At 71.2% G+C, this 20,810-nt stretch carries 22 protein-coding genes; 7 read left to right on the top strand and 15 right to left on the bottom strand.

The window, feature by feature from the left end; genetic code table 11:
• Nucleotides 1-9 precede the first annotated feature (9 nt).
• From PD653B2_RS24200 to PD653B2_RS04970, 7 genes are all read right to left on the bottom strand, one after another.
• Nucleotides 10-471 carry a hypothetical protein gene (locus PD653B2_RS24200; protein ID WP_089503887.1) on the bottom strand — a complete coding sequence of 154 codons (462 nt, stop codon included), beginning with the start codon at nucleotides 469-471 and terminating at the stop codon, nucleotides 10-12.
• The gene (locus tag PD653B2_RS04995) at nucleotides 468-2,096 is read right to left on the bottom strand and encodes a GMC family oxidoreductase (RefSeq protein WP_207559334.1); all 1,629 of its coding nucleotides are present in this window, start codon (nucleotides 2,094-2,096) and stop codon (nucleotides 468-470) included. Before PD653B2_RS04995 ends, PD653B2_RS24200 begins: the two co-directional genes overlap by 4 nt.
• A 38-nt stretch (nucleotides 2,097-2,134) precedes the next feature.
• On the bottom strand, nucleotides 2,135-3,073 hold the full coding sequence (locus tag PD653B2_RS04990) for an electron transfer flavoprotein subunit alpha/FixB family protein (RefSeq protein ID WP_085871238.1): 939 nt from the start codon (nucleotides 3,071-3,073) through the stop codon (nucleotides 2,135-2,137).
• Nucleotides 3,073-3,825, bottom strand: a complete 753-nt coding sequence (locus PD653B2_RS04985; protein WP_165763331.1) for an electron transfer flavoprotein subunit beta/FixA family protein — start codon at nucleotides 3,823-3,825, stop codon at nucleotides 3,073-3,075. Before PD653B2_RS04985 ends, PD653B2_RS04990 begins: the two co-directional genes overlap by 1 nt.
• 210 nt (nucleotides 3,826-4,035) lie before the next feature.
• Nucleotides 4,036-4,665: a bifunctional 4-hydroxy-2-oxoglutarate aldolase/2-dehydro-3-deoxy-phosphogluconate aldolase gene (locus PD653B2_RS04980; RefSeq protein WP_133058943.1), complete on the bottom strand. Its 630-nt coding sequence runs from the start codon at nucleotides 4,663-4,665 to the stop codon at nucleotides 4,036-4,038.
• Nucleotides 4,662-5,402 (bottom strand): IclR family transcriptional regulator, encoded by a 741-nt coding sequence (locus tag PD653B2_RS04975; protein ID WP_085871235.1) that lies wholly within the window; start codon nucleotides 5,400-5,402, stop codon nucleotides 4,662-4,664. Before PD653B2_RS04975 ends, PD653B2_RS04980 begins: the two co-directional genes overlap by 4 nt.
• Nucleotides 5,399-6,358, bottom strand: a complete 960-nt coding sequence (locus PD653B2_RS04970) for a sugar kinase (RefSeq protein ID WP_165763330.1) — start codon at nucleotides 6,356-6,358, stop codon at nucleotides 5,399-5,401. The genes PD653B2_RS04975 and PD653B2_RS04970 overlap by 4 nt, the downstream gene beginning before the upstream one ends.
• A 180-nt stretch (nucleotides 6,359-6,538) precedes the next feature.
• Between PD653B2_RS04970 and PD653B2_RS04965 the strand changes: the two genes are divergently transcribed.
• Genes PD653B2_RS04965 through PD653B2_RS04940 form a run of 6 tightly spaced genes read left to right on the top strand, consistent with a single transcriptional unit; the run spans nucleotide 6,539 to nucleotide 11,284 of the window.
• Nucleotides 6,539-6,862 carry an NIPSNAP family protein gene (locus PD653B2_RS04965; RefSeq protein WP_165763329.1) on the top strand — a complete coding sequence of 108 codons (324 nt, stop codon included), beginning with the start codon at nucleotides 6,539-6,541 and terminating at the stop codon, nucleotides 6,860-6,862.
• An 8-nt stretch (nucleotides 6,863-6,870) separates the two neighbouring features.
• Nucleotides 6,871-7,851 carry an aldo/keto reductase gene (locus PD653B2_RS04960; protein WP_085871232.1) on the top strand — a complete coding sequence of 327 codons (981 nt, stop codon included), beginning with the start codon at nucleotides 6,871-6,873 and terminating at the stop codon, nucleotides 7,849-7,851.
• Nucleotides 7,848-9,497, top strand: a complete 1,650-nt coding sequence (locus PD653B2_RS04955) for an AMP-binding protein (RefSeq protein WP_085871231.1) — start codon at nucleotides 7,848-7,850, stop codon at nucleotides 9,495-9,497. Before PD653B2_RS04960 ends, PD653B2_RS04955 begins: the two co-directional genes overlap by 4 nt.
• Nucleotides 9,494-9,922: a MaoC family dehydratase gene (locus tag PD653B2_RS04950; RefSeq protein WP_089503886.1), complete on the top strand. Its 429-nt coding sequence runs from the start codon at nucleotides 9,494-9,496 to the stop codon at nucleotides 9,920-9,922. The genes PD653B2_RS04955 and PD653B2_RS04950 overlap by 4 nt, the downstream gene beginning before the upstream one ends.
• Nucleotides 9,910-10,836 (top strand): cyclase family protein, encoded by a 927-nt coding sequence (locus PD653B2_RS04945; RefSeq protein ID WP_085871230.1) that lies wholly within the window; start codon nucleotides 9,910-9,912, stop codon nucleotides 10,834-10,836. The genes PD653B2_RS04950 and PD653B2_RS04945 overlap by 13 nt, the downstream gene beginning before the upstream one ends.
• Before the next feature lie 46 nt (nucleotides 10,837-10,882).
• Nucleotides 10,883-11,284 (top strand): thioesterase family protein, encoded by a 402-nt coding sequence (locus PD653B2_RS04940; RefSeq protein ID WP_085871229.1) that lies wholly within the window; start codon nucleotides 10,883-10,885, stop codon nucleotides 11,282-11,284.
• A gap of 17 nt (nucleotides 11,285-11,301) precedes the next feature.
• Here PD653B2_RS04940 and PD653B2_RS04935 read toward each other — a convergent pair whose 3' ends face one another.
• From PD653B2_RS04935 to PD653B2_RS04900, 8 genes are all read right to left on the bottom strand, one after another.
• On the bottom strand, nucleotides 11,302-11,991 hold the full coding sequence (locus PD653B2_RS04935; protein WP_085871228.1) for an HAD family hydrolase: 690 nt from the start codon (nucleotides 11,989-11,991) through the stop codon (nucleotides 11,302-11,304).
• Entirely contained in the window at nucleotides 11,988-13,076 is a 1,089-nt protein-coding gene (locus PD653B2_RS04930; protein ID WP_085871227.1) for a mandelate racemase/muconate lactonizing enzyme family protein, read from the bottom strand. The genes PD653B2_RS04935 and PD653B2_RS04930 overlap by 4 nt, the downstream gene beginning before the upstream one ends.
• The gene (locus PD653B2_RS04925; protein ID WP_085871226.1) at nucleotides 13,073-14,173 is read right to left on the bottom strand and encodes an Ldh family oxidoreductase; all 1,101 of its coding nucleotides are present in this window, start codon (nucleotides 14,171-14,173) and stop codon (nucleotides 13,073-13,075) included. The genes PD653B2_RS04930 and PD653B2_RS04925 overlap by 4 nt, the downstream gene beginning before the upstream one ends.
• Entirely contained in the window at nucleotides 14,170-14,631 is a 462-nt protein-coding gene (locus PD653B2_RS04920; RefSeq protein ID WP_085871225.1) for a hypothetical protein, read from the bottom strand. Before PD653B2_RS04920 ends, PD653B2_RS04925 begins: the two co-directional genes overlap by 4 nt.
• Nucleotides 14,628-16,256, bottom strand: a complete 1,629-nt coding sequence (locus tag PD653B2_RS04915; protein ID WP_085871224.1) for a GMC family oxidoreductase — start codon at nucleotides 16,254-16,256, stop codon at nucleotides 14,628-14,630. The genes PD653B2_RS04920 and PD653B2_RS04915 overlap by 4 nt, the downstream gene beginning before the upstream one ends.
• Before the next feature lie 112 nt (nucleotides 16,257-16,368).
• Entirely contained in the window at nucleotides 16,369-17,757 is a 1,389-nt protein-coding gene (locus PD653B2_RS04910) for a YhfT family protein (protein ID WP_133058942.1), read from the bottom strand.
• Nucleotides 17,758-17,851: 94 nt separating this feature from the next.
• Complete coding sequence (locus PD653B2_RS04905; protein WP_165763328.1) at nucleotides 17,852-18,568, bottom strand: SDR family NAD(P)-dependent oxidoreductase; 717 nt, start codon at nucleotides 18,566-18,568, stop codon at nucleotides 17,852-17,854.
• A gap of 169 nt (nucleotides 18,569-18,737) precedes the next feature.
• Complete coding sequence (locus PD653B2_RS04900) at nucleotides 18,738-19,901, bottom strand: substrate-binding domain-containing protein (protein ID WP_085871221.1); 1,164 nt, start codon at nucleotides 19,899-19,901, stop codon at nucleotides 18,738-18,740.
• Between the two features lie 397 nt (nucleotides 19,902-20,298).
• On the opposite strand from PD653B2_RS04900, the gene PD653B2_RS04895 reads away from it, so the two are divergent.
• Nucleotides 20,299-20,754, top strand: coding sequence for a hypothetical protein (locus PD653B2_RS04895; protein WP_085871220.1), 456 nt, complete (start codon nucleotides 20,299-20,301; stop codon nucleotides 20,752-20,754).
• The last annotated feature ends 56 nt before the right edge of the window (nucleotides 20,755-20,810 follow it).

The following is a 20,810-nucleotide window of genomic DNA, read 5'->3' as shown; positions in this document are numbered from 1 at the left end:
GGCCTCGCCTCAGCCCTGGGGCGTGGGGCGGTAGATCGGTCCGCGGGCGACGACCACGTCGAGGATCCCGCCCTCGAGGTAGGCCTCGGCCTCGTCGGGCAGCGCCGGGTTCTTCATCGGCGCCGGCCCGGGGTAGCCCAGCCCGCGACGCACCCGCGGGTTGATCAGGTAGGCACCGGCGACCGCCATCGCGAACGCCCCGAACACCTCCGGGGAATCCGCCCGCAGGCCGGCCAGCACCTCGCCCGGATCACCCTCCAGCTCCAGCACCGCCCGCACCGTGGCGTCCAGGTCGGCGCGCACCGCCAGGACCCGGTCGATCCACTGCGTCGGCACCTCCGCCCCACTGGCCGAGGGCAGCCCCGCGCCACCGGAGATCAACAGATCGGCCAGCACCGCCAGCCGTGCCCGCTGCTCCTCGCTCAGCACCGGCGCCGAGGCCGGCTGGATCGTCACGTCCGTGATGCTCATGCCGTCGACACCTTCTGCTCGCGCCGGTTCTCCACCAGGTATGCCGCCGTCCGCTTCGCCAGCGCACAGATCGTCGCCGTCGGGTTGACGCCCGTGGCGGTGACGAACTGGCTGCCGTCGATGACGTACAGGTTGGGGACGTCGTGGGCCTGACCCCACCTGTTCACCACCGAGGTCTCCGGGTCGTCGCCCATCCGCGCGGTGCCCATGTTGTGCCAGGACGGGTTGTTGCGGTTGGTGATCCAGGCCTTCGTGGCTCCGGCCGCCTCGTGTGCCTCCAGGCTGCGCTGGAGGTTCCAGTCGACCAGCTTGCGGGTGTTCTCGCCGGTGACGTAGGCGACCTTCGCGCCGGGCAGTCCGTCGGAGTCGGTCTTCTCGTGGTCGAGCGTGATCCGGTTGTGCTCCTCGGGCAGGTCGTCGGGCATGATCATCCACTCGATCAGGTGGCCCACGGACGCCTTCATCCGCTCGGTGAACGCCTCGCCCCAGAAGGGCTCGTCGGCGACGCCGCCCTCACCCATCGTGAAGCGGTTGATCATGCCGAGCGGCCGGCCCGCGGACGGGATGATGTGCCACTTGCTGCCGCGCACGAAGCCGCGGGAGGGGTCGGTCTCGTAGAACTGCATGGACTCGATCGCCTCGCCGGTGGGGCCCACCCAGTCCTCGAGGTCCTCCTCGTAGAGCCCCACGGAGGTGCCGAACGGGTGGGTCATGAAGCGCTTGCCCACGAGTCCGGAGCTGTTCGCGAGCCCGTCGGGGTGGCCTGCGGACTCCGACATCAGCAGCAGCCGCGGCGTGCCGATGCCGTTGGCGCCCACCAGGACCAGCTTGGCCGGCTGGAACTTCTCCACGCCGTCTTGGAAGTAGACCGCCCCGTTCGCGAGGCCGTTCTCGTCGAGGCTGATCCGCGCGACCCGGGCGCGGGTCTCCAGGCGCGCACCATGGGCGAGGGCATCCGGGAAGAGCGCGACGTCGGTCGAGCCCTTCGCCCCCTGAGGGCAGCCATACATGCAGACGCCGTACCGCTCGCACTTCTTCTGGTGGAGGTGGTCCTGGGAGGGGATCGAGTTGTAGCCGGGCCACCAGTGCCAGCCGAGCTTGTTCATGCCCTGCGCCATCACGCGTCCGGCCATGTTGATCGGCAGGCTGGGCAGCGGCGGGGCGTAGCCCGGCGGGTACGCCGGGTTGCCGGCCTGACCGGAGATGCCGAGGTCGTACTCCACCTGGCGGTAGAACGGCTCGAGCTCCTCGTAGCTCACCGGCCAGTCGTCGGCGACCCCGTCGAGGGTGCGCACCCGGAAGTCCGACGGCTTCGCGCGGCACCAGCAGCTCGCGTAGAGGACGGTGCTGCCGCCGACGCCGTTGAACATGCCGATCACGGCGGCGGAGTCGTCGAGGTTGATCGGGTAGTCCTCGGGACGCTGGCGCACGTTCGGGTTCGGGTGCCACGGGCCGCCGCCCAGCACCTCGTACTCCGGTCGCAGCCCCGGCAGGTCACTCTGGTTGACCCAGTCCCCCTGCTCGAGGACCACCACGCTGAAGCCCGCCTCGGCGAGATGCTTCGCCGCCACGCCGCCCGACGCGCCCGCGCCGATGATGAGGACGTCCGCCACGTCTGTGCTCACGAGTTCTCCCTGTCCCGACCAGATGGTCCGTCGTCGTGCTAGAGGAGCGCCTGCAGCTGCTCGGCGACCTCGTGGATGTCCGCGACCGCACCCACGTCGGCGTACCCGAAGATGGGCGCGTCCTCGTTGGTGTTGACCGCGACGATCGTCTTGCTGTGCTGCATGCCGGCGAGGTGGTGCAGGGCGCCGGAGATACCCAGCGCGACGTAGACCTTGGGCTTCACCGTCACGCCCGTCTGGCCGACCTGGTGGACGGCGGGCAGCCAGCCGGCGTCGATGATCGGGCGCGAGGCGCCGAGGCCCGCGCCGAGGCGACGCGCGATGTCGGCGAAGGCCGCGATGTTCTCCTCCGAGCCGACACCGCGACCGACCGCGAAGATGACGTCGGACCCGGTCAGGTCCACGTCGCCGGAAGGCCGGGTCAGCTCGCCTGCGCGGACGCGCGAGGGAGGGAGATCGACCTCGAGGGCCCGGGTCGCGGCCGCGGCGGCCGGCTCGGCGGGCGGCCAGGAGCCTGCGCGGACCAGGGCGACGACGGGACGGCCCGTCGGGAAGGCGTACTCGGCGCGGACCCGGCCGTCGTAGATGGAGCGCTCCGCGGTGACCTCGCCGCCGGCCGCGGTCAGCGACACGACGTCCGGCACGAACGCCAGGTCGAGGCGTTCGGCGAGAGCGGCGGCCCACGCCGTGGAGCGGATCGTGAAGCCGGCGACCACGACCTCCGGGGCGACGTCGGCGACGAGCGCCGCGACCGCGTGCAGCATCTGCTCGTGGTCGCGGTCGGTGCCGGGCGCCGTCACGGTGACGACCTCGGTGACGCCCGCCGGCGCGGCCTGGGCGGCGAGCGCACCGGCATCGGGGCCGACGACGGCGAGGATCACGTCCCCGCCGAGCGAGGCGGCGGCCGAGACGGCCTCCGCGGTCAGAGGGGAGACGGCGCCGTCAACGATCTCGGCGACGACGAGCAAGCGGGTCATCACTGCACCTCACGAACGATGCTCAGGATGCGGGCGGCGACCTCGGCGGGTCCGCCCTGCACCATCTGGACGGTCCGGCCACCGGCCTGGTTGGCGCTCATCCTGGTGAGCACCACCCGCGGGGTCGGCAGGTCGACGGGCGTGAGGACCGCGATCTCGGCCTTCTTGGCACGCATCTTGTCCTTGAAGGTCCCGTAGCGCGGCTGGTTCGCGCCGACCTGGACCGTGGCGAGAGCCGGCAGGTCGACCTGGACCAGCTCCGAGACACCGCCTTCGAACTCGCGCCGGGCGGTCAGCGTGCGGCCGTCGCTGGCGAGCGAGCGGACGACGGTCGCCCAGGGCAGGTCCGCGGCGGCCGCGAGGGCCGGCCCGGTCGACTGCCCGCCGGTGTCGGAGGCCTGGACGCCGGTCAGCACCAGAGTGGGCTGCTCGTCCGCCACGGCCTGGGAGAGCGCGGCGGCCACCGTGCGGCTGTCGGCCAGCTCGGCCGGCGAGAGGGCCACGCGAAGGGCGCGGTGCGCCCCCATCGTGAGGCCGGCGCGCAGCGCCTCCTCCGCCTCGTCGCCACCGGCGCTGACGAGGACCACCTCACCGTCGTCGGCGGTCAGCGCGAGCGCCTCCTCGACGGCGTTCTGGTCGGCCTCGTTGAGGCTGCCGGAGACGAACGCCGCGTCGATGGCGGTGCCGTCCGGGGTGAACTCCAGGTAGGAGGAGACCTCCAGGGCCTGGGTGACACACACGAGCACCTTCACGAGAGCTCCACCCGCAGCGAGAGGGACTGTGCAACATATGCAGAGGTTACGCGCATATTGCAGACTCTACGGTGACGGCGACCACAGCGTCAAGAGACATCATGACGTCAGCACGTCCGATTCGCGGGCGAATCCGGCGGCCGGACCCCGCCCGACCTCGACCCCCCGAGGCGCCCGCGGCCCGGCTCGGGCGGGGCCGGCTCGGGCGGGTCAGCTGGCGCGGTGCCGGCTGGCGCTCAGGTCGGCGAGCTCGTGCAGCTCCTCGACCACGGCGGCCGGGTCGGCGGAGCGCAGGAGGTCCGTGACGGAGCCACCGAAGCCGACACCGACCGCGCCGGCGCGCAGGTACTCAGCGGCGTTGCCGAGGTTCACCCCGCCGACGGCCACGACGCCGACGCCTGGGAACGGGCCCCGCAGCGCCGGGATCCAGCCGGGACCGACCACGGAGGCCGGGAAGAGCTTCACCGTGCGCACCCCGTGCCGGACCGCCGTGCCCACGTCGGTGGGCGTGAGCACACCGGGCATCGGGATCGCTCCGGCAGCCACAGCCACGTCGATCACCGCGGCGTCCGTGTTGGGCGCGATGATCACCGACGCGCCCAGGTCGAGCGCCCGCCGGGCGTCCTCGACCGTGAGCACGGTCCCGGCCCCGAAGAGCCGCCCGCCCGCCATCTCGGCGACCGCCTGCAGCGAGGCCCAACCGGGCTCGCCCTGCACCGGCACCTCCACGAGGTCCATGCCTGCGGCCCAGCACTCCTCGGCGTGGTCGCGGGAGCGCTCGGGCCCGAAGCCGCGCAGGATCGCGGTCGTGCGCAGGGGCGCCTGCACCGACGTACTCACTGCCACCCCAGCTGGCGGGAGGTGTCCCGGGTCGCCTCGACCAGGGCCGGGGCGAAGCCCAGCAGGGTCTGACGGTCGACGCGCGAGGTCGGGGCGGTCACGCTGAAGGCGCCGACGACCCGCCCCTCGCCGGAGAACACCGGCGCCGAGATGCAGTGGATGCCCGGCTCGTTCTCCTCGGCGTCGAGGGCGTAGCCACGCTCCCGGCTCAGCGCCAGCTCCTCCTCGAACGCGACTCGGTCGACGATCGTGTGGTCGGTCATCCGCACCAGCTCGTAGCCGTCGAGCAGCTCGTCGCGGTCGGCCTGGGGCAGGAACGCGACGATCCCCTTGGCGACGCCGGTGCAGTGCAGCCGCGCGACGGCGCCGATCCTGGAGTGCATCCGCACCGGGTGGTTGGCCTCGACCTTCTCGACGTAGAGCACGCTGCCATCCTCGAGCGAGCCGAGGTGGACGGTCTCGCCGGTGAGCTCGCGGAGGCGCTCCATGGCCGGCCGCGCCACCGATCGAAGCTCGATGCCTTCGAGCGCCTGGTAGCCGAGCCGGAACATCGTGGGTCCCAGCCGGTAGCTGTGGTCGGGAAGCTCCTGCACGAAGCCGTGCTTGCGCAGTGTGTGCAGGAACCGCAGTGCCGTGGAGTGGTGCACGTCCAGGCGGGTGGCGATGTCGCCGATGCGGCGCGGCCGCTCACCGACGAACTCCAGCACCTGCAGGGCACGGTCGAGCGTCTGACTCATGCGCGTCCTCCGATCGTCTCCGGAAGGCGCTCCCCCGTCGTGCGGGAGAGGTCGGCGAGCTCGGTGTCGTCGAGCCGTGGCCCGATGTCACTGACTACCCCGATCACCCGCGACGCAAGCAGGTGGCCCGTGCGGAGTCTCGCACGGGGCGACCAGCCCCAGAAGCGTGCTGCGAGGTAGCCGGCGGCGAAGGCGTCACCGGCGCCGGTGAGGTCGACGACCTCAACGCGGTGCGCGGGCTCGACGACCGGGTCCCCGTCCTGGGTGAGCAGCATGGCCGCTCCCTCACCGCCCTTGAGCACGAGCTCCTGGTCCTCACGTCGCAGCAGCAGGTCGGCGACCTCGGCGGGATCGTCGGTGCCGAGGAGCCAGCGTGCCTCGTCGTCGCCGATGAACACGATGTCGGCAGCCTGCGCGAGCGGCACGAGCTCCGCGGCTGCCTGCTCCGCACCGGCCCAGAGCTGGGGGCGGTAGTTGACGTCGAAGCTCGTGCGGCCGGTCCCCTCGCGTCGGTCCAGCACGGCACGGACGACGTCGCGGTCCTCCGACGAGAGCGCCGGCGTCACTCCGGTGAGGTGCAGGTGGTCGGCGTCACCGACGGCTGCGAGGTCGAGCAGGTCGAGCCGGCGCGCCGCACTCGTGCTGCGGTAGTACCGCATGCGCGAGCCGGAGGCCTGCACCTCCTTGACGCACGACGCGGTCGGCCGCGTCGCGTCCCAGGCCACCTCCACCTCGACGCCGTAGCCGGCGACGAAGTCGTGGACGAAGCGTCCGAGGTCGTCCTGGCCCAGACGCGACAGCCATCGGGCCCGGACGCCGAGCCCCGCCAGGCCGATCGCCACGTTGCTCTCGGAGCCGGCCGCAGTGAGCTGGTAACGGTCGGCGGGTCCGTCAGGATCGCGGATGAACACCGCCATCGTCTCGCCGACGGTCACGAACGAGGGGACGCGGTCCACCGACCTCACGCTTCTCCTCCTGTGCCGACGACCGACCGACGTGCGCCCTTGACGCCTCTTCGAGCCGAAGGTTACGCTCAAAGTGCGTAACATGCAACGTGCCTGCATATGTTGCATGCAGGGTACGGTTCGCCGCAACGCCACCACCCGCGATCACCCTCCCGACGAGAAGAGACAGACGTGGTCTTCCAACTGCGGACCTATCAGATCAAGCCGAACCTCATGGACGAATGGCTGGACCTGTTCCACGGCGCCGTGGTGCCCCTGCACGAGAAGTACGGGCTGCCCGTGCGCACGGCGTGGGTGGACCGCGAGACCAACACGTTCACCTGGGTCCGGGAGCTGACCGGCGAGGGCAGCGCGGAGGAGCAGGAGGCTCGCTACCGCGCGACCGACGAGCGGGCCGAGGTGATCGGCGACCGCCCCGCAGCCTTCATCGACTCCATGGTCGTGCGCGAGGTCGAGTCGGCGTTCCCCGCCCCCGACCAGCCGGCCGGGAAGTGAGCGGACCGATGGAGACCCGCACGCTCGGCGCCGGGCTCGAGGTGTCCGCGATCGGCCTGGGCTGCATGTCGATGTCAGGCACCTACGGCACCGACTTCGACGACGCCGAGTCCCGCGCCACGCTGCACCGTGCCGTGGATCTGGGCGTGACGCTCTTCGACACCGCCGACGTCTACGGCCCGTTCGCGAACGAGGCCGTCGTCGGGCACGGGTTGGCCGGCGTACGCGACCGCGTCGTGCTCTCGACCAAGTTCGGCTTCGTGCGCGACTCCCAGGGCCGCAACCACGGCATCAACGGGCGCCCGGAGTACGTGCGGCAGTCCTGCGACCTGTCGCTGCAACGCCTCGGCACGGACCGCATCGACCTGTACTGGCAGCACCGCGTCGACCCGGACACGCCGATCGAGGAGACCGTCGGCGCGATGGCCGAGCTGGTCGCCGCCGGCAAGGTACGCCACCTGGGACTCTCCGAGGCCGGACCGGAGACGATCCGGGCCGCCCACGCCGTGCACCCGATCACCGCGGTCCAGAGCGAGTACTCACTCCAGAGCCGTGACGTCGAGGCCGAGGTGCTCCCGGTCTGCCGCGAGCTGGGCATCGGCTTCGTGGCGTACGGCCCGCTCGGTCGAGGCCTGCTCACCGGGGCCATCACCTCCGCCGCGGACCTGCCCGCCGACGACTGGCGCCGGAGCTCGCCGCGCTTCCAGGGCGATGCGTTGGACCGCAACGTGGCGCTCGTCGAGGCCTGCCGCGAGATCGCCGCCGAGCTCGACTGCACCCTGGCCCAGCTGGCCCTGGCCTGGGTGCTGGCCCGCGGTGAGGACGTCGTCCCCATCCCCGGCACCAAGCGGGTGCGCAACCTCGAGGCGAACGCCCGGGCGACCACGCTGCGCCTCTCGCCCGAGCAGGTCACCCGACTGGAGGAGATCGTGCCGATCGACGCGGTCGCGGGAGATCGGTACGCCGACATGTCGGCCGTCAACCTGTGAGCGCCGGGGCCCCCGCGGTGGAACCGGCCGTCGACGACCTGCTCCCCGACCTGCTCAGGCGCCGGGCGGCGCACGACGCCGGTCGTGAGTTCTTCCGCAACGTCGACGGTGCCGCCGTCACCTACGGCGAGGCCTACGGCCGCGCCTGCTCGGTCGCCAACGGGCTGTTGACCTCCGGCGTCGCGCGCGGCGAGTGTGTCGTGATCATGGCCGACAACGCTCCGGACTCCATCTGCACGTGGCTGGGGATCTCGCTGGCCGGGGCGGTGGAGGTGGCGATCAACACCGGGTACCGCGGCCGGTCGCTCGAGCACGTCATGCAGAACTCCCAGGCCAAGATCGCCTTCGTCGAGGAGCAGCTGCTGCCGCGGCTGGTCGAGGTCGGCGCCGCGCTCACGCACCTGACGACCGTGGTCGTCTACCGGTCCGCCGGCTCGGGCGACCTGCCGTCGGTGCCCGGCTGGACGGTGGTCGACTTCGACGACCTCCTCGGCCCCGACACCGACCCCGGCGTCCAGGTCGGCCCCCACGACATCGCGTCGGTCGTCTACACCTCCGGCACCACCGGGCCCGCGAAGGGCGTGATGATGCCGCACGGGCAGACCCGGCTGTTCTCGCGGCTGGGCGTCGAGGGCGCCGGGCTCCATGCCGACGACGCGTTCTACTGCTTCATCCCCCTGTTCCACGTCGCCGGCAAGTTCATCGGGATCATGGGCTCGATGATGACCGGCGGCCGGGTGGTGCTGGACACCCGCTTCTCGGTCGAGGCGTTCCTGCCCCGGGTGCGCGAGCACGGCTGCACCGTGGCGCTGCTGCACGGGCCGCTCGTCGAGATGGTCTACCAGCTGCCCGAGTCGCCGGACGACGCCGACAACCCGATGACGCGGATCATGGCCTCGCCGTTCCCCGCGCACCTCGCGCTGGACTTCCAGCGCCGGTTCGGGATCCGCGGCATCGAGACGTGGGGCATGACCGAGGTGACGATCCCGATCTGGCAGCCCTTGGACGAGCCGCTGCGGATCGGGTCGTGCGGCCGGCTGCGCGAGGAGCACTTCGAGCTGCGCATCGTCGATCCCGACACCGACGCGGAGATGCCCGCGGGGCGCACCGGCGAGATGGTGCTGCGCCCGCGCCGGCCGTTCACGATGATGCAGGGCTACCTGCGGATGCCCGAGGTCACGATCGAGACGTGGCGCAACCTGTGGTTCCACACCGGCGACCTCGGCTACATCGCCGAGGACGGCTACGTCTACTTCGTCGACCGGGTCAAGGAGCGGATCCGCCGCCGGGCCGAGAACATCTCCTCCTTCGAGGTCGAGGCCGCCGGCCTCACCCACCCCGGGGTCGCCGAGTGCGCCGCGGTCGGCGTCCCGTCGGAGTTCGAGGGCGACGACGACGTGCTCCTGTGCGTGGTGCCCGAGGCCGGCGCCGTGCCGGGCGAGGCCGACCTCATCCGACACCTCGCGGCCGAGCTCCCCCACTTCATGGTGCCGCGCTACCTCCGCTACCTCGACGCCTTGCCGCGCACCCCCACCGGGAAGCCGCAGAAGGTCCAGCTCCGCAACGAGGGCATCACCCCGACGACCTGGGACCGCAAGGCCGCCGGCATCTCGCTACGAACCGTCCTCCAGGAGGCCGACCAGTGAAGGTCATCACCGTCGATCAGGTCAGCATCGGAGATCGCGAGGTGTGGACCCGGACCATCACCGACGCCGACGTCATCATGTACGGCGGGCTGATCGGCGACCGCGGGCCCCTGCACCTCGACGAGGAGTTCGCCGCCTCGACCCGCTTCGGCGGCCGGATCGCCTACGGCATGCAGTGCGGCGGTTACATCGGCGCGACCCTGGCCCAGCTGCTCGGTGTCGGCAGCGCCTACGTCTCGCAGAACCTGCGGTTCAAGGGGCCGGTGCACATCGGCGACCACATCTTGGTCGAGACGGTCGTCACCGGCAAGGACGAGGCGCGCCGGCGCGTGTACGTCGACACCACGGTCTCCAAGAACGGCGGCGAGGTCGTCGTCGAGGGCGAGGCCGAGCTGGTGATGTTCGACGTGGAATGGAACGCCTGAGCGTGGACCCGCGGGCGTTCGAGGCGCTGTTCGCCCGGGTCTCCAACTGGGGACGCTGGGGAGCAGACGACCAGCGCGGCACCCTCAACCTCCTCGACGACGAGACCCGTCGCACCGCCACGGCGTCGGTGCGGTCCGGGGTGACCGTCAGCCTCTCCCACGAGCTCGACACCCACAGCGGGCCGGACAACGGCCGGCCCGCCCTGCACTACATGACCCAGCAGGCCGACGTCGGCGACGGCGAGCCGCGGGTCAACACCGACTTCGTCGGCGTGGACTTCCACGGCAAGTCGGTGACCCACGTCGACGCGCTGTGCCACTGCAGCTTCCGCGGTCAGCTCTACAACGGGATCGGGTCCGCCGACACCGTCGACAGCCGGGGCGGGCGCTTCGGCACGGTCGACCAGCTCCGCGATGGTGTCGTGGGCCGCGGAGTCCTGGTCGACCTGCCCCGTGCGGCCGGAGTCGGGTGGCTCGAGCCCGGCTCGGCCGCCGGCCCCGAGGATCTCGTCGCGGCGCTCGAGGCGCAGGGCACCGAGCGACGCCCCGGCGACATCGTGCTGGTGCGCACCGGCCACCGGCGCCGGCGCACCGAGGTCGGGCCGTGGGACCCCTCCGACCTCAGCGCCGGCCTGGCGCCGGAGTCCATGGAGTGGCTGCACACCACCGGGGCCGCGGTCCTGGGCGGCGACGGCGACAGCGACTGCCGGCCGAGCCCGGTCGAGTCCGTCGACAGCCCGATCCACGCGCTCGCGCTCACGGCCATGGGCCTGCCGCTCATCGACAACGTGAACCTGGAGGATCTCGCCGACGCCTGCTCCGCGGTCGGCCGGTGGGAGTTCCTCTTCGTGATGGCGCCGCTCCGGATCCCCGGAGGCACCGGCTCGCCGGTGAACCCCCTCGCCATCCTCTGAACCACCGCCCCTACCCCCGCACCATCCACCCAGCGAAGGAAGCACCATGCTCGAGGACATCACCGTCGGCACCACCGGGACGCTCGAGCGTCTCATCACCGAGGAGTACTGCACGACCCGCGGCGACTACCAGATCTTCTCGACCCCGGACCTGGTGCTGCTGCTCGAGGCGGCCGCGATCGAGGCCCTGGCCCCGCACCTGCCCGAGCACCAGTCGAGCGTGGGCACCACGATCGACATCGCGCACTCCGCCGCCACCCTCAAGGGCCAGACGGTGACCTGCACCGCCACCGTCACCGAGGTGGACCGCCGCCGCATCGTCTTCGACATCGTCGCCACGGACGGGATCGACACCGTGTGCACCGGGTCGCACGAGCGCTTCGTCGTCGACCTGGAGAAGTTCGGCGCACGCCTGGCCGAGAAGGCCGAGAAGGTCGCCAGCAGCTGATCGACCCTCGACCCGGGTCACCGGCCGGCGATCACGTCCAGGACTGTCGTCGCGCCGGTGGCCAGGTCGTCGACGACCGCGAGGTGCGCGACCTCGGCGAGCTGCTGCACGTCGTACACGCCGGTCGCGACGCCGACGAAGTCGATGCCCGCCTCGGCCGCTGCCACGCCGTCCGCCACCGTGTCACCGATGATCACCGGCACGAGGCCACCCTCGGCCGCCCGCTTGGCAGCCGCCCGGGCGAGGTCGGGGCGCGCCACGCTGTCGGCGCCGAAGAAGCTCCACGAGAAGTCGAACGCCACCACGTCCAGGCCGGCGGAGCGCAGCTTGAGGCGCGCCCGCTCCGGGCCGTTGCCGGTCAGCAGCGCGTTCACGTGGCCGCGGGCCGCGAAAGCGTCGAGCAGCTCCGGGACCCCGGGCAGCGTCACCCTCTCCCCCGGGGTCGCGAAGTGCGTCTCGGACACCTCGATGAGCGCCCGGCTCCCGGCGCTCACGTGCTCCGGCGTGCCTCCGTTCGCGAGGAGGTACTCGGTCACCTGCTGCAGGTCGGTCTTGCCGTGCCGGTAGGGGTGCACCACCTCGGCGACCGGCCCGAGCACGGCCTCCAGGGCACCGACGAACAGCACTTCCTCGGACTCGGCGTTGGAGAGCAGCGTGCCGTCGATGTCCCAGAGGACCAGGCGACGGCCGGGACGGTCGCCGCTCACCGGCGGTGCGCCTCGAGCGCGTCCCAGTCCAGGACGATGCCGTGCCCGGGCCGCTCCGGCGCCGTGGTGTAGCCGTCCACGATCACCATCGGGTCGGCCAGGTAGCGGTCGAGGGAGAACCCGTGCGACTCCATGAACGTCCTGTTCGGGGCTGCCGCCAGCAGGTGGACCGTGAGGTCGTGGGCGCCGTGCGACGTCAACGGCAGGTTGTGCGCCTCGGCCAGCGCACCGATCTTGCGGAAGATCGTCATCCCGCCGCAGTTGGTCACGTCGGGCTCGGGGTAGGTCAGCCCCCCGGCGGCCATCAGGGTGTGGAACTCGTAGAGCGTGTGCATGTTCTCGCCGGTCGCCACCGGGGTCCGCCCCTCGCGGACGACGCGCACGTGCCCGGCGACGTCGTCGGGAATCGTGGGCTCCTCGATCCAGAGCAGGTTGAACTCCTCGAGGGCGCGGGCCGCCCGGATGGCCTGGTCCGCGCTCCATTTCATGTTCGCGTCCACCATCAGCGGGAAGTCGTCACCGAGATGCTCGCGCATCCGCCGGACGCGCTCGACGTCCTCGCGCAGGCTCGGGCGCCCGGCCTTCATCTTGATCGCCCGGTAGCCCTGCTCCTGGAAGTTGTCGGCCTGCTCCAGGAGTGCCTCGATCGTGAAGTCGAGGTCGATGCCACCGGCGTACACCGGGACCTGCGGGTCGTAGCCTCCGAAGAACCGCCACAGCGGCTGGTCGACCCGCCGGGCACGCAGGTCCCACAGCGCGACGTCGACCGCCGAGATCGCGGAGGTGGCGTGGCCGCCGCGGCCGGAGTAGTGCACCGCCCACCACATGTCCTGCCAGATCTTCTCGGTGCGGTCGGGGTCCTGGCCGACGACGACCGGCGCGAGGTAGTCCTCGATGAGCGCGTGGAAGGCGCGGGCGCCGGAGTTCACGGCGTAGGTGTAGCCCATGCCCTGCGCGCCGTCGCTGTCGGTGACCCGGACGGTGACGAGCTCGAAGTGCGGGATGGTCCCGTGCGTGCTGTCGCTGAGCACCGTCTCCAGAGGGACGAGGAAGTAGTCGGTCTGGATGGACTCGATGGTCGTCACGTTGCTCCGCCTTGTTCTGCCGGGGTTGGAGTGGCCGGCACCGGTGCGCCGGACACGGAGGTCGGGAGAGGGACGCCGAGGGCGTCGGCCAACAGGTGCAGGTCGGCCAGCACCGTCGACGAGAGGTGGACCAGGCCGCCGGCCGCGCGCTCGCGACGTACCTCCGGCTCGCCCGGGGCGAGCGGCTCGGGTACGTCGAGCTGGCCGCCGCTGGCGTGGATCGCGGCGACGAGCGCGTCGATCCGGGCGGTGTACTCCTCGGGCGAGGAGACCAGGTCGGCACGTACCGCGATGAACAGGTGGCCCAGCCCCTGCGGCGTCGCGGGGTCGCCGGCGAGCGCGACGACATCGGGGCTCGTGGCGGCCCCGGCGACGGCCAGGAGCGCGTCGACGGCGAAGGCGAGGCCGAAGCCCTTCGGCCCGCCCACGGGGAGCAGCGCGCCCTCGAGGCCGGCCGCCGCGGAGGTCGTCGCGCGTCCCGCGGCGTCGACGGCCCAGCCGAGCGGGATGTCCTCGCCGGCGTGCAGGGCCATGATCAGCCGGCCCTGGCTGGTCACCGTGGTCGCCATGTCGAGCTGCGGGCGCCGGTGGGCGGGCAGCGGCACCGCGACCGCGATCGGGTTGGTGCCGAGCACCGGGGCGCCGCCGAACGGCGCACTCATCACCGGCTCGGTGTTGCAGGCAGCGATGCCGACCATGCCGGCATCCGCGATCCGGTTGGTGAAGTAGGCGCTGGCGCCGAAGTGGTTCGCGTTGCGCGCGACCACGCAGGCGATGCCGTGCACGCGGGCCCGCGCGACCGCGAGGTCCGCAGCCTCCGCGCCGGTGCTGGCGCCCGGTCCCGCGTCGGCGTCGACCACGACCAGGGCGCCGGCGTCGGCGACGACGCGCACCTGCGGGCGCACGTTGATGCCGCCGGCGCGCAGCCGCTCGACGTACGTCGGGAGCCGCAGCACGCCGTGGGTGCTCACGCCCCGCAGGTCGGCGAAGATCAGGCTGTCCGCGACCGTGCCGGCGTCCTCGACCGCCAGCCCGGTCTCGGCGAGCACGCGGATCGTCCAGTCCCGGAGCTCGGCGACCGGGGCGGACCCCGTCACGAGGTCGGGGTGGGGCGGTAGATCGGTCCGCGGGCGACGACCACGTCGAGGATCCCGCCCTCGAGGTAGGCCTCGGCCTCGCCGGGCAGCGCCGGGTTCTTCATCGGCGCCGGCCCGGGGTAGCCCAGCCCCCGACGCACCCGCGGGTTGATCAGGTAGGCACCGGCGACCGCCATCGCGAACGCCCCGAACAGCTCCGGGGACTCCGCCCGCAGACCGGCCAGCACCTCGCCCGGATCACCCTCCAGGTCCAGCACCGCCCGCACCGTGGCGTCCAGGTCGGCGCGCACCGCCAGGACCCGGTCTATCCACTGCGTCGGCACCTCCGCGCCACTGGCCGAGGGCAGCCCCGCACCACCGGAGATCAACAGATCGGCCAGCACCGCCAGCCGCGCCCGCTGCTCCTCGCTCAGCACCGGCGCCGAGGCCGGCTGGATCGTCACGTCCGTGATGCTCATGCCGTCGACACCTTCTGCTCGCGCCGGTTCTCCACCAGGTACGCCGCCGTCCGCCTCGCCAGCGCACAGATCGTCGCCGTCGGGTTGGTGGCGGTGGACGTCGTGAAGACGCTGCCGTCGATGACGTACAGGTTGGGGACGTCGTGGGCCTGACCCCACCTGTTCACCACCGAGGTCTCCGGGTCGTCGCCCATCTTCGCCGTGCCCAGGTTGTGGCCCGAGGAGAAGTTGCGGAAGGTGATCCACGCCTTGGTCGCCCCGGCGGCCTCATGCGCCTCCAGGGCCCGGTTGAGGCCGAAGTCGAGGATCCGGTGGGTGTTGTCGGAGGTCTTGTAGGTGATCTTGGCGCCCGGCAGTCCGTCGGAGTCGGTCTTCTCGTGGTCGAGCGTGACCCGGTTGTGCTCCTCGGGCAGGTCCTCGGCGTGCACGATCCAGTCGACGGAGTGGCCGACCGCCTGCTTCATCTTGGCGGTGAACTGCTCGCCCCAGAACGGCTCCTCGGACACCCCCTCGCCGATGTGCCACCGGGTCGCCATCTCGAGCGGCCCGCCGGTGCCCATCACGTGCCACTTGCTGCCGCGCACGAACCCGCGGGAGAGGTCGGTCTCGTAGAACTCCATGCACTCGATCTGGGTGCCCGCCGGGCCGACCCAGTCCTCGAGGTCGTCGTCGTAGAGGCCGATCACCGATCCGAAGGGATGCAGCATCAGCCGCCGGCCGACGAGGTCGGAGCTGTTGGCCAGGCCGTTCGGGTGGCGCGCGGACTCCGACATCAGCAGCAGCCGCGGCGTGCCGATGCCGTTGGCGCCCACCAGGACGACCTTCGCGGGCTGGAACTTCTCCACGCCGTCTTGGAAGTAGACCGCCCCGCTGGCCAGCCCGTGCTCGTCGACGGTGATCTGGGAGACGCGCGCCCCGGCCTCCAGCCGCGCCCCGTGCTGCATGGCCTCGGGGAGCAGGGTGACGTCCGCCGAGCCCTTCGCGCCGACCACGCAGCCGGTCCGGCACACGCCGAGGCGCTCGCACTGCGCCTGGTTCTTGTGCGCGCGGGACGGGATCGCGGAGTAGCCCGGCCACCAGTGCCAGCCGAGCCGGTTCAGACCCTCGGCCATCCGGCGGCCGGTGAGGTGGATGGGGTGGGCCGGCAGCGGCGGGTCACCGCCGGGTGGGTAGGCCGGGTTGCCCCCCAGCCCCGAGACACCCATGTCGAAGTCGGTGGCCTCGTAGAACGGCAGCAGGTCCTCGTACGAGATCGGCCAGTCGTCGGCAACCCCGTCCATCGTCTTGACCCGGAAGTCCGAGGGCATGGGCCGGCTCCACACGCCGGCGAAGAACACCGTGCTGCCGCCCATGCCGTTGTACATGTACACCGGCTGCTCGGAGTCGTCGAGGTTCGTCGGGTAGTCCTCGGGGCGCGAGCGCATGTTCGGGTCCGGGTGCCACAGGTGGTTGCCCCACATCAGCTCGTACTCGGGCTTGTCGCCGGGCAGGTCACTCGCGCTGGTCCACGACCCCTGGTCGAGCACCACGACGCTGAAGCCCTCGGACGCGAGGTGCTTGGCCGCGGTCGCACCGGACGCGCCCGCCCCCACGATCAGGATGTCGGCGGTCGGCGCGGTTCCCATGTGATCCTCTTTCCAGTGCAACATATGCAGGGGTGTCGCGTATGTTGCACAAAGGTTATCGATCGGGCGCTCCGACTGTCAACGGTCGGTGGGCACGCGCGAGCGGTCCGGCTCAGAGGTTCAGCCCGACGACGGCCATCACGTTGACCACGACGCCGACGCCCAGGGCGGCGATCGCCCCCAGCGACATGGGCATCACCGGAGCCTTGGCCCTGACGTTGAAGAACCAGGCGGCGACGACCGCGGCGACGCCCCACTCACCGGCCCAGGCGAACGCGGCGAGGGCGCCTCCGACGAGGAAGCCGATCTCCATCGTCTGGAAGATCGCCGTGCGCATGACGTCGGCGACCTCTCGGATGTTCGGCCAGCGCTCGATCCAGCCGATGACCATCAGCAGCGAGAAGACCTCGACCACCCGGAGCACCGCCACGGCCGCCGCGGCCACCCACGGGTTGGGCAGCAGGAGCGCGACGACGGGCTCGAGGAACGTGCCGGTCGCCATGGTCCCGGTGACCACCGCGGTCGTGAACTTCATCGGAATGAAGGCGAAGGCCCACATCAGCATGACCAGGGCGGCCGGCACCACGAGGTGCACGGCGTACAGGTGGGCACTGAAGGGGTCCATCGCCACGACCCCGCTGTTGTACGCCGCACCGCTGAGCGCTGCGAGCACGACGATCAGCGGCAGGTTCCTCTTGATGCGCCGGACGTTCTCGGCGAACATCGCCGACTCGTCGTCGTCCGCCTCGGCCTCGTCGACGGCCCAGCTGGGCTGGGCGTCGTCACCGGGACGCTCCTCGAGCCAGCCGGCCGGCACCTCGTCGTTCGCCCCGACCCGGCCGCGGGCCTCGCGCACGAGGAACACCACCATGAGGAGCAGCGCGGCACAGAACGCCCACACCGAGGGGCGCGTGAGGTCGAGCTCGCTCGCGACGAACCAGACCACCGTGCTGAGACCGAACGCCGCGATCCCGGCCTTGAGGCCGTAGTGGTAGGCGATCGTCAGCACCGGGAACAGGAAGAACCCCTGCACCACCGGCTCGGTGAACAGCCGGGTGCCCTCGGCGAGCGGCACCGGGAGGTGGTCCATGCCGACGGCGAGATAGTGGAGGAACAGGGCCAGTCCGGCACCCCAGGCAGCGCCCAGCACCAGTGACGCGAGGACGCCGATGCGGTTCGTGCCGCCCTGCCACCAGGGCCGCTCGTAGTCGGCCGGGATCGAGACGCCGATCCAGTCGGTGGCGATGTAGAGCAGGTAGATCAGCGGGATCACGAAGCCCACCGAGTACGGCAGGCCGAACGCCCAGATGAACGCCAGCGCCAGGGAGAACGAGATCTTGGCGACCTCCGGCCGGCTCATCTCGCCCGAGCGCAGTGAAGGCATGATCGGCCGCAAGCCGTCATGGAAGACGCTCACGTTCCGGTTGACCAACACCGTGGACAGGGCTCCCATGGCCGCGAAGAGCGGAACCGCCGGGAGCAGCGGGATGGGGAGGTTCACCTCGGATCCCAGCACTGCGTCACCTCTCTAGTCGATGGGGCCGACCCGGGTGGGCCGGCGGCGGACACCCGCGCCGGTGGCGGGGCCGCCTGGGTCACATGTGGCTGCCGCCGTTGACGTTCAGCTGCGCGCCGGTCATGAACGACGACTCGTCGCCGGCCAGGAAGATCACGCTGTCGGCGATCTCGTCCGGGCGTCCCAGACGGCCCAGGGCCGCCTGCCCGGGCATCGCGGCGCGGATCTCCGGCGCGAAGCTGTCGAGCATCGGGGTCTCGATGCAGCCCGGGTTGATCACGTTGGCCCGGATGCCGGCCGAGGCGGCGAACTTCGCCACCGACTTGGTCAGGCAGATCACCGCGGCCTTGGAGGCCGCATAGCTCGCGCCGCTGGTCGTCCCGCCGACCAGTCCGGCACGGGAGCCGATGTTGACGATCGAGCCGCCCTCGGGCATGTGCGGGATGACGGCCTTGCACATCAGCCAGGTGCCGCGCACGTTGACGTCGAAGACCCGGCTCCACGAGTCGGGGTCGATCTCGTCCATGCGGCGAGGGTCGACGATGCCGGCGAAGTTGACCAGCGCCTCGATGGAGCCCCGCTCGGCGGCGAAGCCGTCGACGACCCGCGAGACGTCCTCGGGCGAGGTGACGTCGAGGACGAGCGGTGTGCCCCCGACCTCCTCGGCCAGGGCCGCCACCGCGTCGGCCGCGATGTCGGCGACGCCGACGTGGGCGCCCTCGCGGGCCAGGGCTCGCACGCTGGCGATGCCCATCCCGCCCGTCGCTCCGGTCACGAGCACGGTCCGTCCGGTCAAGCGCTGCACTGTTTGTCTCCTCTGTCGTCGGGTCGTCCGAAACATCATGACGTTATGACGACCCGCTCGTCCAGCACTCGGCCGCTATTCGGCGGGTTTCGGCCCCGGACGCAGGTGGGCCGGGGCCCTGTCGGACCCCGGCCCACCGCCGTTCAGACCACCCGTGGCGTCACTGGCACGCCGGTGCGGCGTCCTCACAGGCTGCCGCGACCGCGTCGGGCAGCGGCTTCTTCCACGCGTCGTCGTAGGCCTGGCTGAGGTTGTTCTGGACCACGGCCAGTGCAGGGACGCCGATCCAGTCCGGGACGTCCTTGCCGATCAGCGTGAGCATCATCGCCCGCGCCTCCGCGACGCCCTGGTCGTAGGGCCGCTGGGCACCGACGCCCTTGAGGTACTCGCCGGTGGCGATGTCCGTCGCGGCCTGGTCACCCAGGTCGATCGTGGTGACGGGGATGTTCCTGCCCTGGGCGCGCAGCGCGGCGATGACACCGGCCGCGGGGCCGTCCCAGACCGCGAAGACACCCTGCACGTCGGGGTTGGCCGTGAGGAAGTTGGCCGCCACGTCACCGGCCTGGTTCGGGTCGGTGAACGACGCCTCCTTGATCTTCACGTCGGGGCGGTTCGCCGCGAACCAGTCCTTGACACCCTTGGTGCGCTGGTTGGTGACGAAGAACGTGATGCCGAAGTCGACGATGCCGACCGTGCCACCCTCGGGGATGTAGCAGGCGAGCTTCGCGGCGGCGATCTGGCCGTTGCCCTGGCTGTCGGCGGAGATCACCGACTGGTAGTCGTCGGGCGCCGTGAGGCCCTTGGCCGCGTTGTCCATGAAGACCAGCTTGATGCCGGCCTCACCGACCTTCTTGTAGGCCGGAGCGGTCGCGACGTCGTCCACCGGGATGCTCACGATGCCGTCAGGGTTGAGCTGGATCGCGTTCTGGATGTTCGCGATCTGCTTGTCGACCTTGAAGTTGGCCTCGGTGTTGCTGATGATGTCGACGTTGTACTTGGAGAACTCGTCGGTGAGTCCACGCGTCTGGCCGTTGGGCCAGTCACCGGCGAACTGGAAGACGAGGGCGACCTTGAAGTTGCCGTCCTTGATCTTCTGGGCGTCCTCGTCGGAGATCGCCACGTCGTCCGGCGACGCGGCGGGCTCGCCGTTGGGGCCTTCACCGACGACCTCCTTGGGCTGGAGGGCGGGCACTGCGGTGGCCGCGTCATCGGCACACGCGGGATTATCGGCGTTGGTGTCGGTGACGGCCTCCTTGTCACTTCCCGAGGATCCCGAGCTGCAGGCGGCGGTCAAGAGAAGCACCGCCGCCGTCGACGCCAGCATGGCGGAGATGCGCCTTTTCTGAGTAGTCACTGGACTCCTTGAGGTCGGCCCCGATACGAGGCTGGTCGAGGGGGTTCTTTCCGCTCGGGAAGGTTCCTCCGTAGTTCCCCATGTGCAGTCGCCCTGCGGCTTGCGCCAGCGCGCTGCACCAGTGTGACGCGAGTCACGTGGAGAAGTATGCGCACATGTTCGCATATCCGTCTAGAGAACCGCTGATTTTCGTTGCCCGCGAACAAAACGGGCCCAGCGCCGTCGACGCGGCCCCGAAAAGGCGCGTTCCTCGGCATGGCGACGGAACGACTACCGCGCACTGTGCACATCGTGCATTATGACTGCACGGCATGCACAGTAGTGGAACCTGGCGCCGAGCGGAAGGCGCACGACGACGGAGGTACGCATGGAGTTCATCGACATCGACGAGGACCGCGCCCGGCAGCTTCTCGCCAGCGTCGGCACCGAGATCCACCGGGTCGGGCACGAGGGCAGCGCCGAGGAGGCCCGGCTCGTCGCCGAGGTGCTCGGGGAGGACGAGCGCCACGTGCGGGGGACCTTCGATGCCACGGCACCGGCGGCCGGCGAGGAGCACGCCGCGCACTGCGCCTGGCACACCAACGCCGTCGTCGAGGCGCACACGTTCACCTCCGGTCGCGGCCTCTTCCAGTTCTGGACCTCCCAGGGCGCGGTCAGCGTGGTGCTGACGGGCGGCGACCTGCTCGTCAACCGCGGCGCCGAGCACCGGTTCCTCCCTCTCGGCGACCAGCAGCTGCGGCTGCGCTACTCCGGCCCTGCGGACGCCGACTTCGGGTACGTCGACACCGGTCGCGGCCCGATGCCGTGGCCGGCTGTGTCGTGACGCAGATTGTCGCCATCGTCGTTTCGTTGGCCGTCGCGGTCGTTGGTATCGCGTTG

It is taken from the genome of Nocardioides sp. PD653-B2 (assembly GCF_002117935.1).
GTDB lineage: Bacteria > Actinomycetota > Actinomycetes > Propionibacteriales > Nocardioidaceae > Nocardioides.
Note: the sequence above shows the minus strand (reverse complement) of the source record. Positions and strands in the feature narration are given on the sequence as shown.

Excerpts from the sequence above, each read along its gene's own strand:
- PD653B2_RS04940 (WP_085871229.1), top strand. The coding sequence starts at position 10,883 with ATGCTCGAGGACATCACCGTCGGCACCACCGGGACGCTCGAGCGTCTC.
- PD653B2_RS04900 (WP_085871221.1), bottom strand. The coding sequence starts at position 19,901 with ATGCTGGCGTCGACGGCGGCGGTGCTTCTCTTGACCGCCGCCTGCAGC.
- PD653B2_RS04960 (WP_085871232.1), top strand. The coding sequence starts at position 6,871 with ATGGAGACCCGCACGCTCGGCGCCGGGCTCGAGGTGTCCGCGATCGGC.
- PD653B2_RS24200 (WP_089503887.1), bottom strand. The coding sequence starts at position 471 with ATGAGCATCACGGACGTGACGATCCAGCCGGCCTCGGCGCCGGTGCTG.
- PD653B2_RS04920 (WP_085871225.1), bottom strand. The coding sequence starts at position 14,631 with ATGAGCATCACGGACGTGACGATCCAGCCGGCCTCGGCGCCGGTGCTG.
- PD653B2_RS04945 (WP_085871230.1), top strand. The coding sequence starts at position 9,910 with ATGGAACGCCTGAGCGTGGACCCGCGGGCGTTCGAGGCGCTGTTCGCC.
- PD653B2_RS04990 (WP_085871238.1), bottom strand. The coding sequence starts at position 3,073 with ATGACCCGCTTGCTCGTCGTCGCCGAGATCGTTGACGGCGCCGTCTCC.
- PD653B2_RS04975 (WP_085871235.1), bottom strand. The coding sequence starts at position 5,402 with ATGAGTCAGACGCTCGACCGTGCCCTGCAGGTGCTGGAGTTCGTCGGT.
- PD653B2_RS04915 (WP_085871224.1), bottom strand. The coding sequence starts at position 16,256 with ATGGGAACCGCGCCGACCGCCGACATCCTGATCGTGGGGGCGGGCGCG.
- PD653B2_RS04895 (WP_085871220.1), top strand. The coding sequence starts at position 20,299 with ATGGAGTTCATCGACATCGACGAGGACCGCGCCCGGCAGCTTCTCGCC.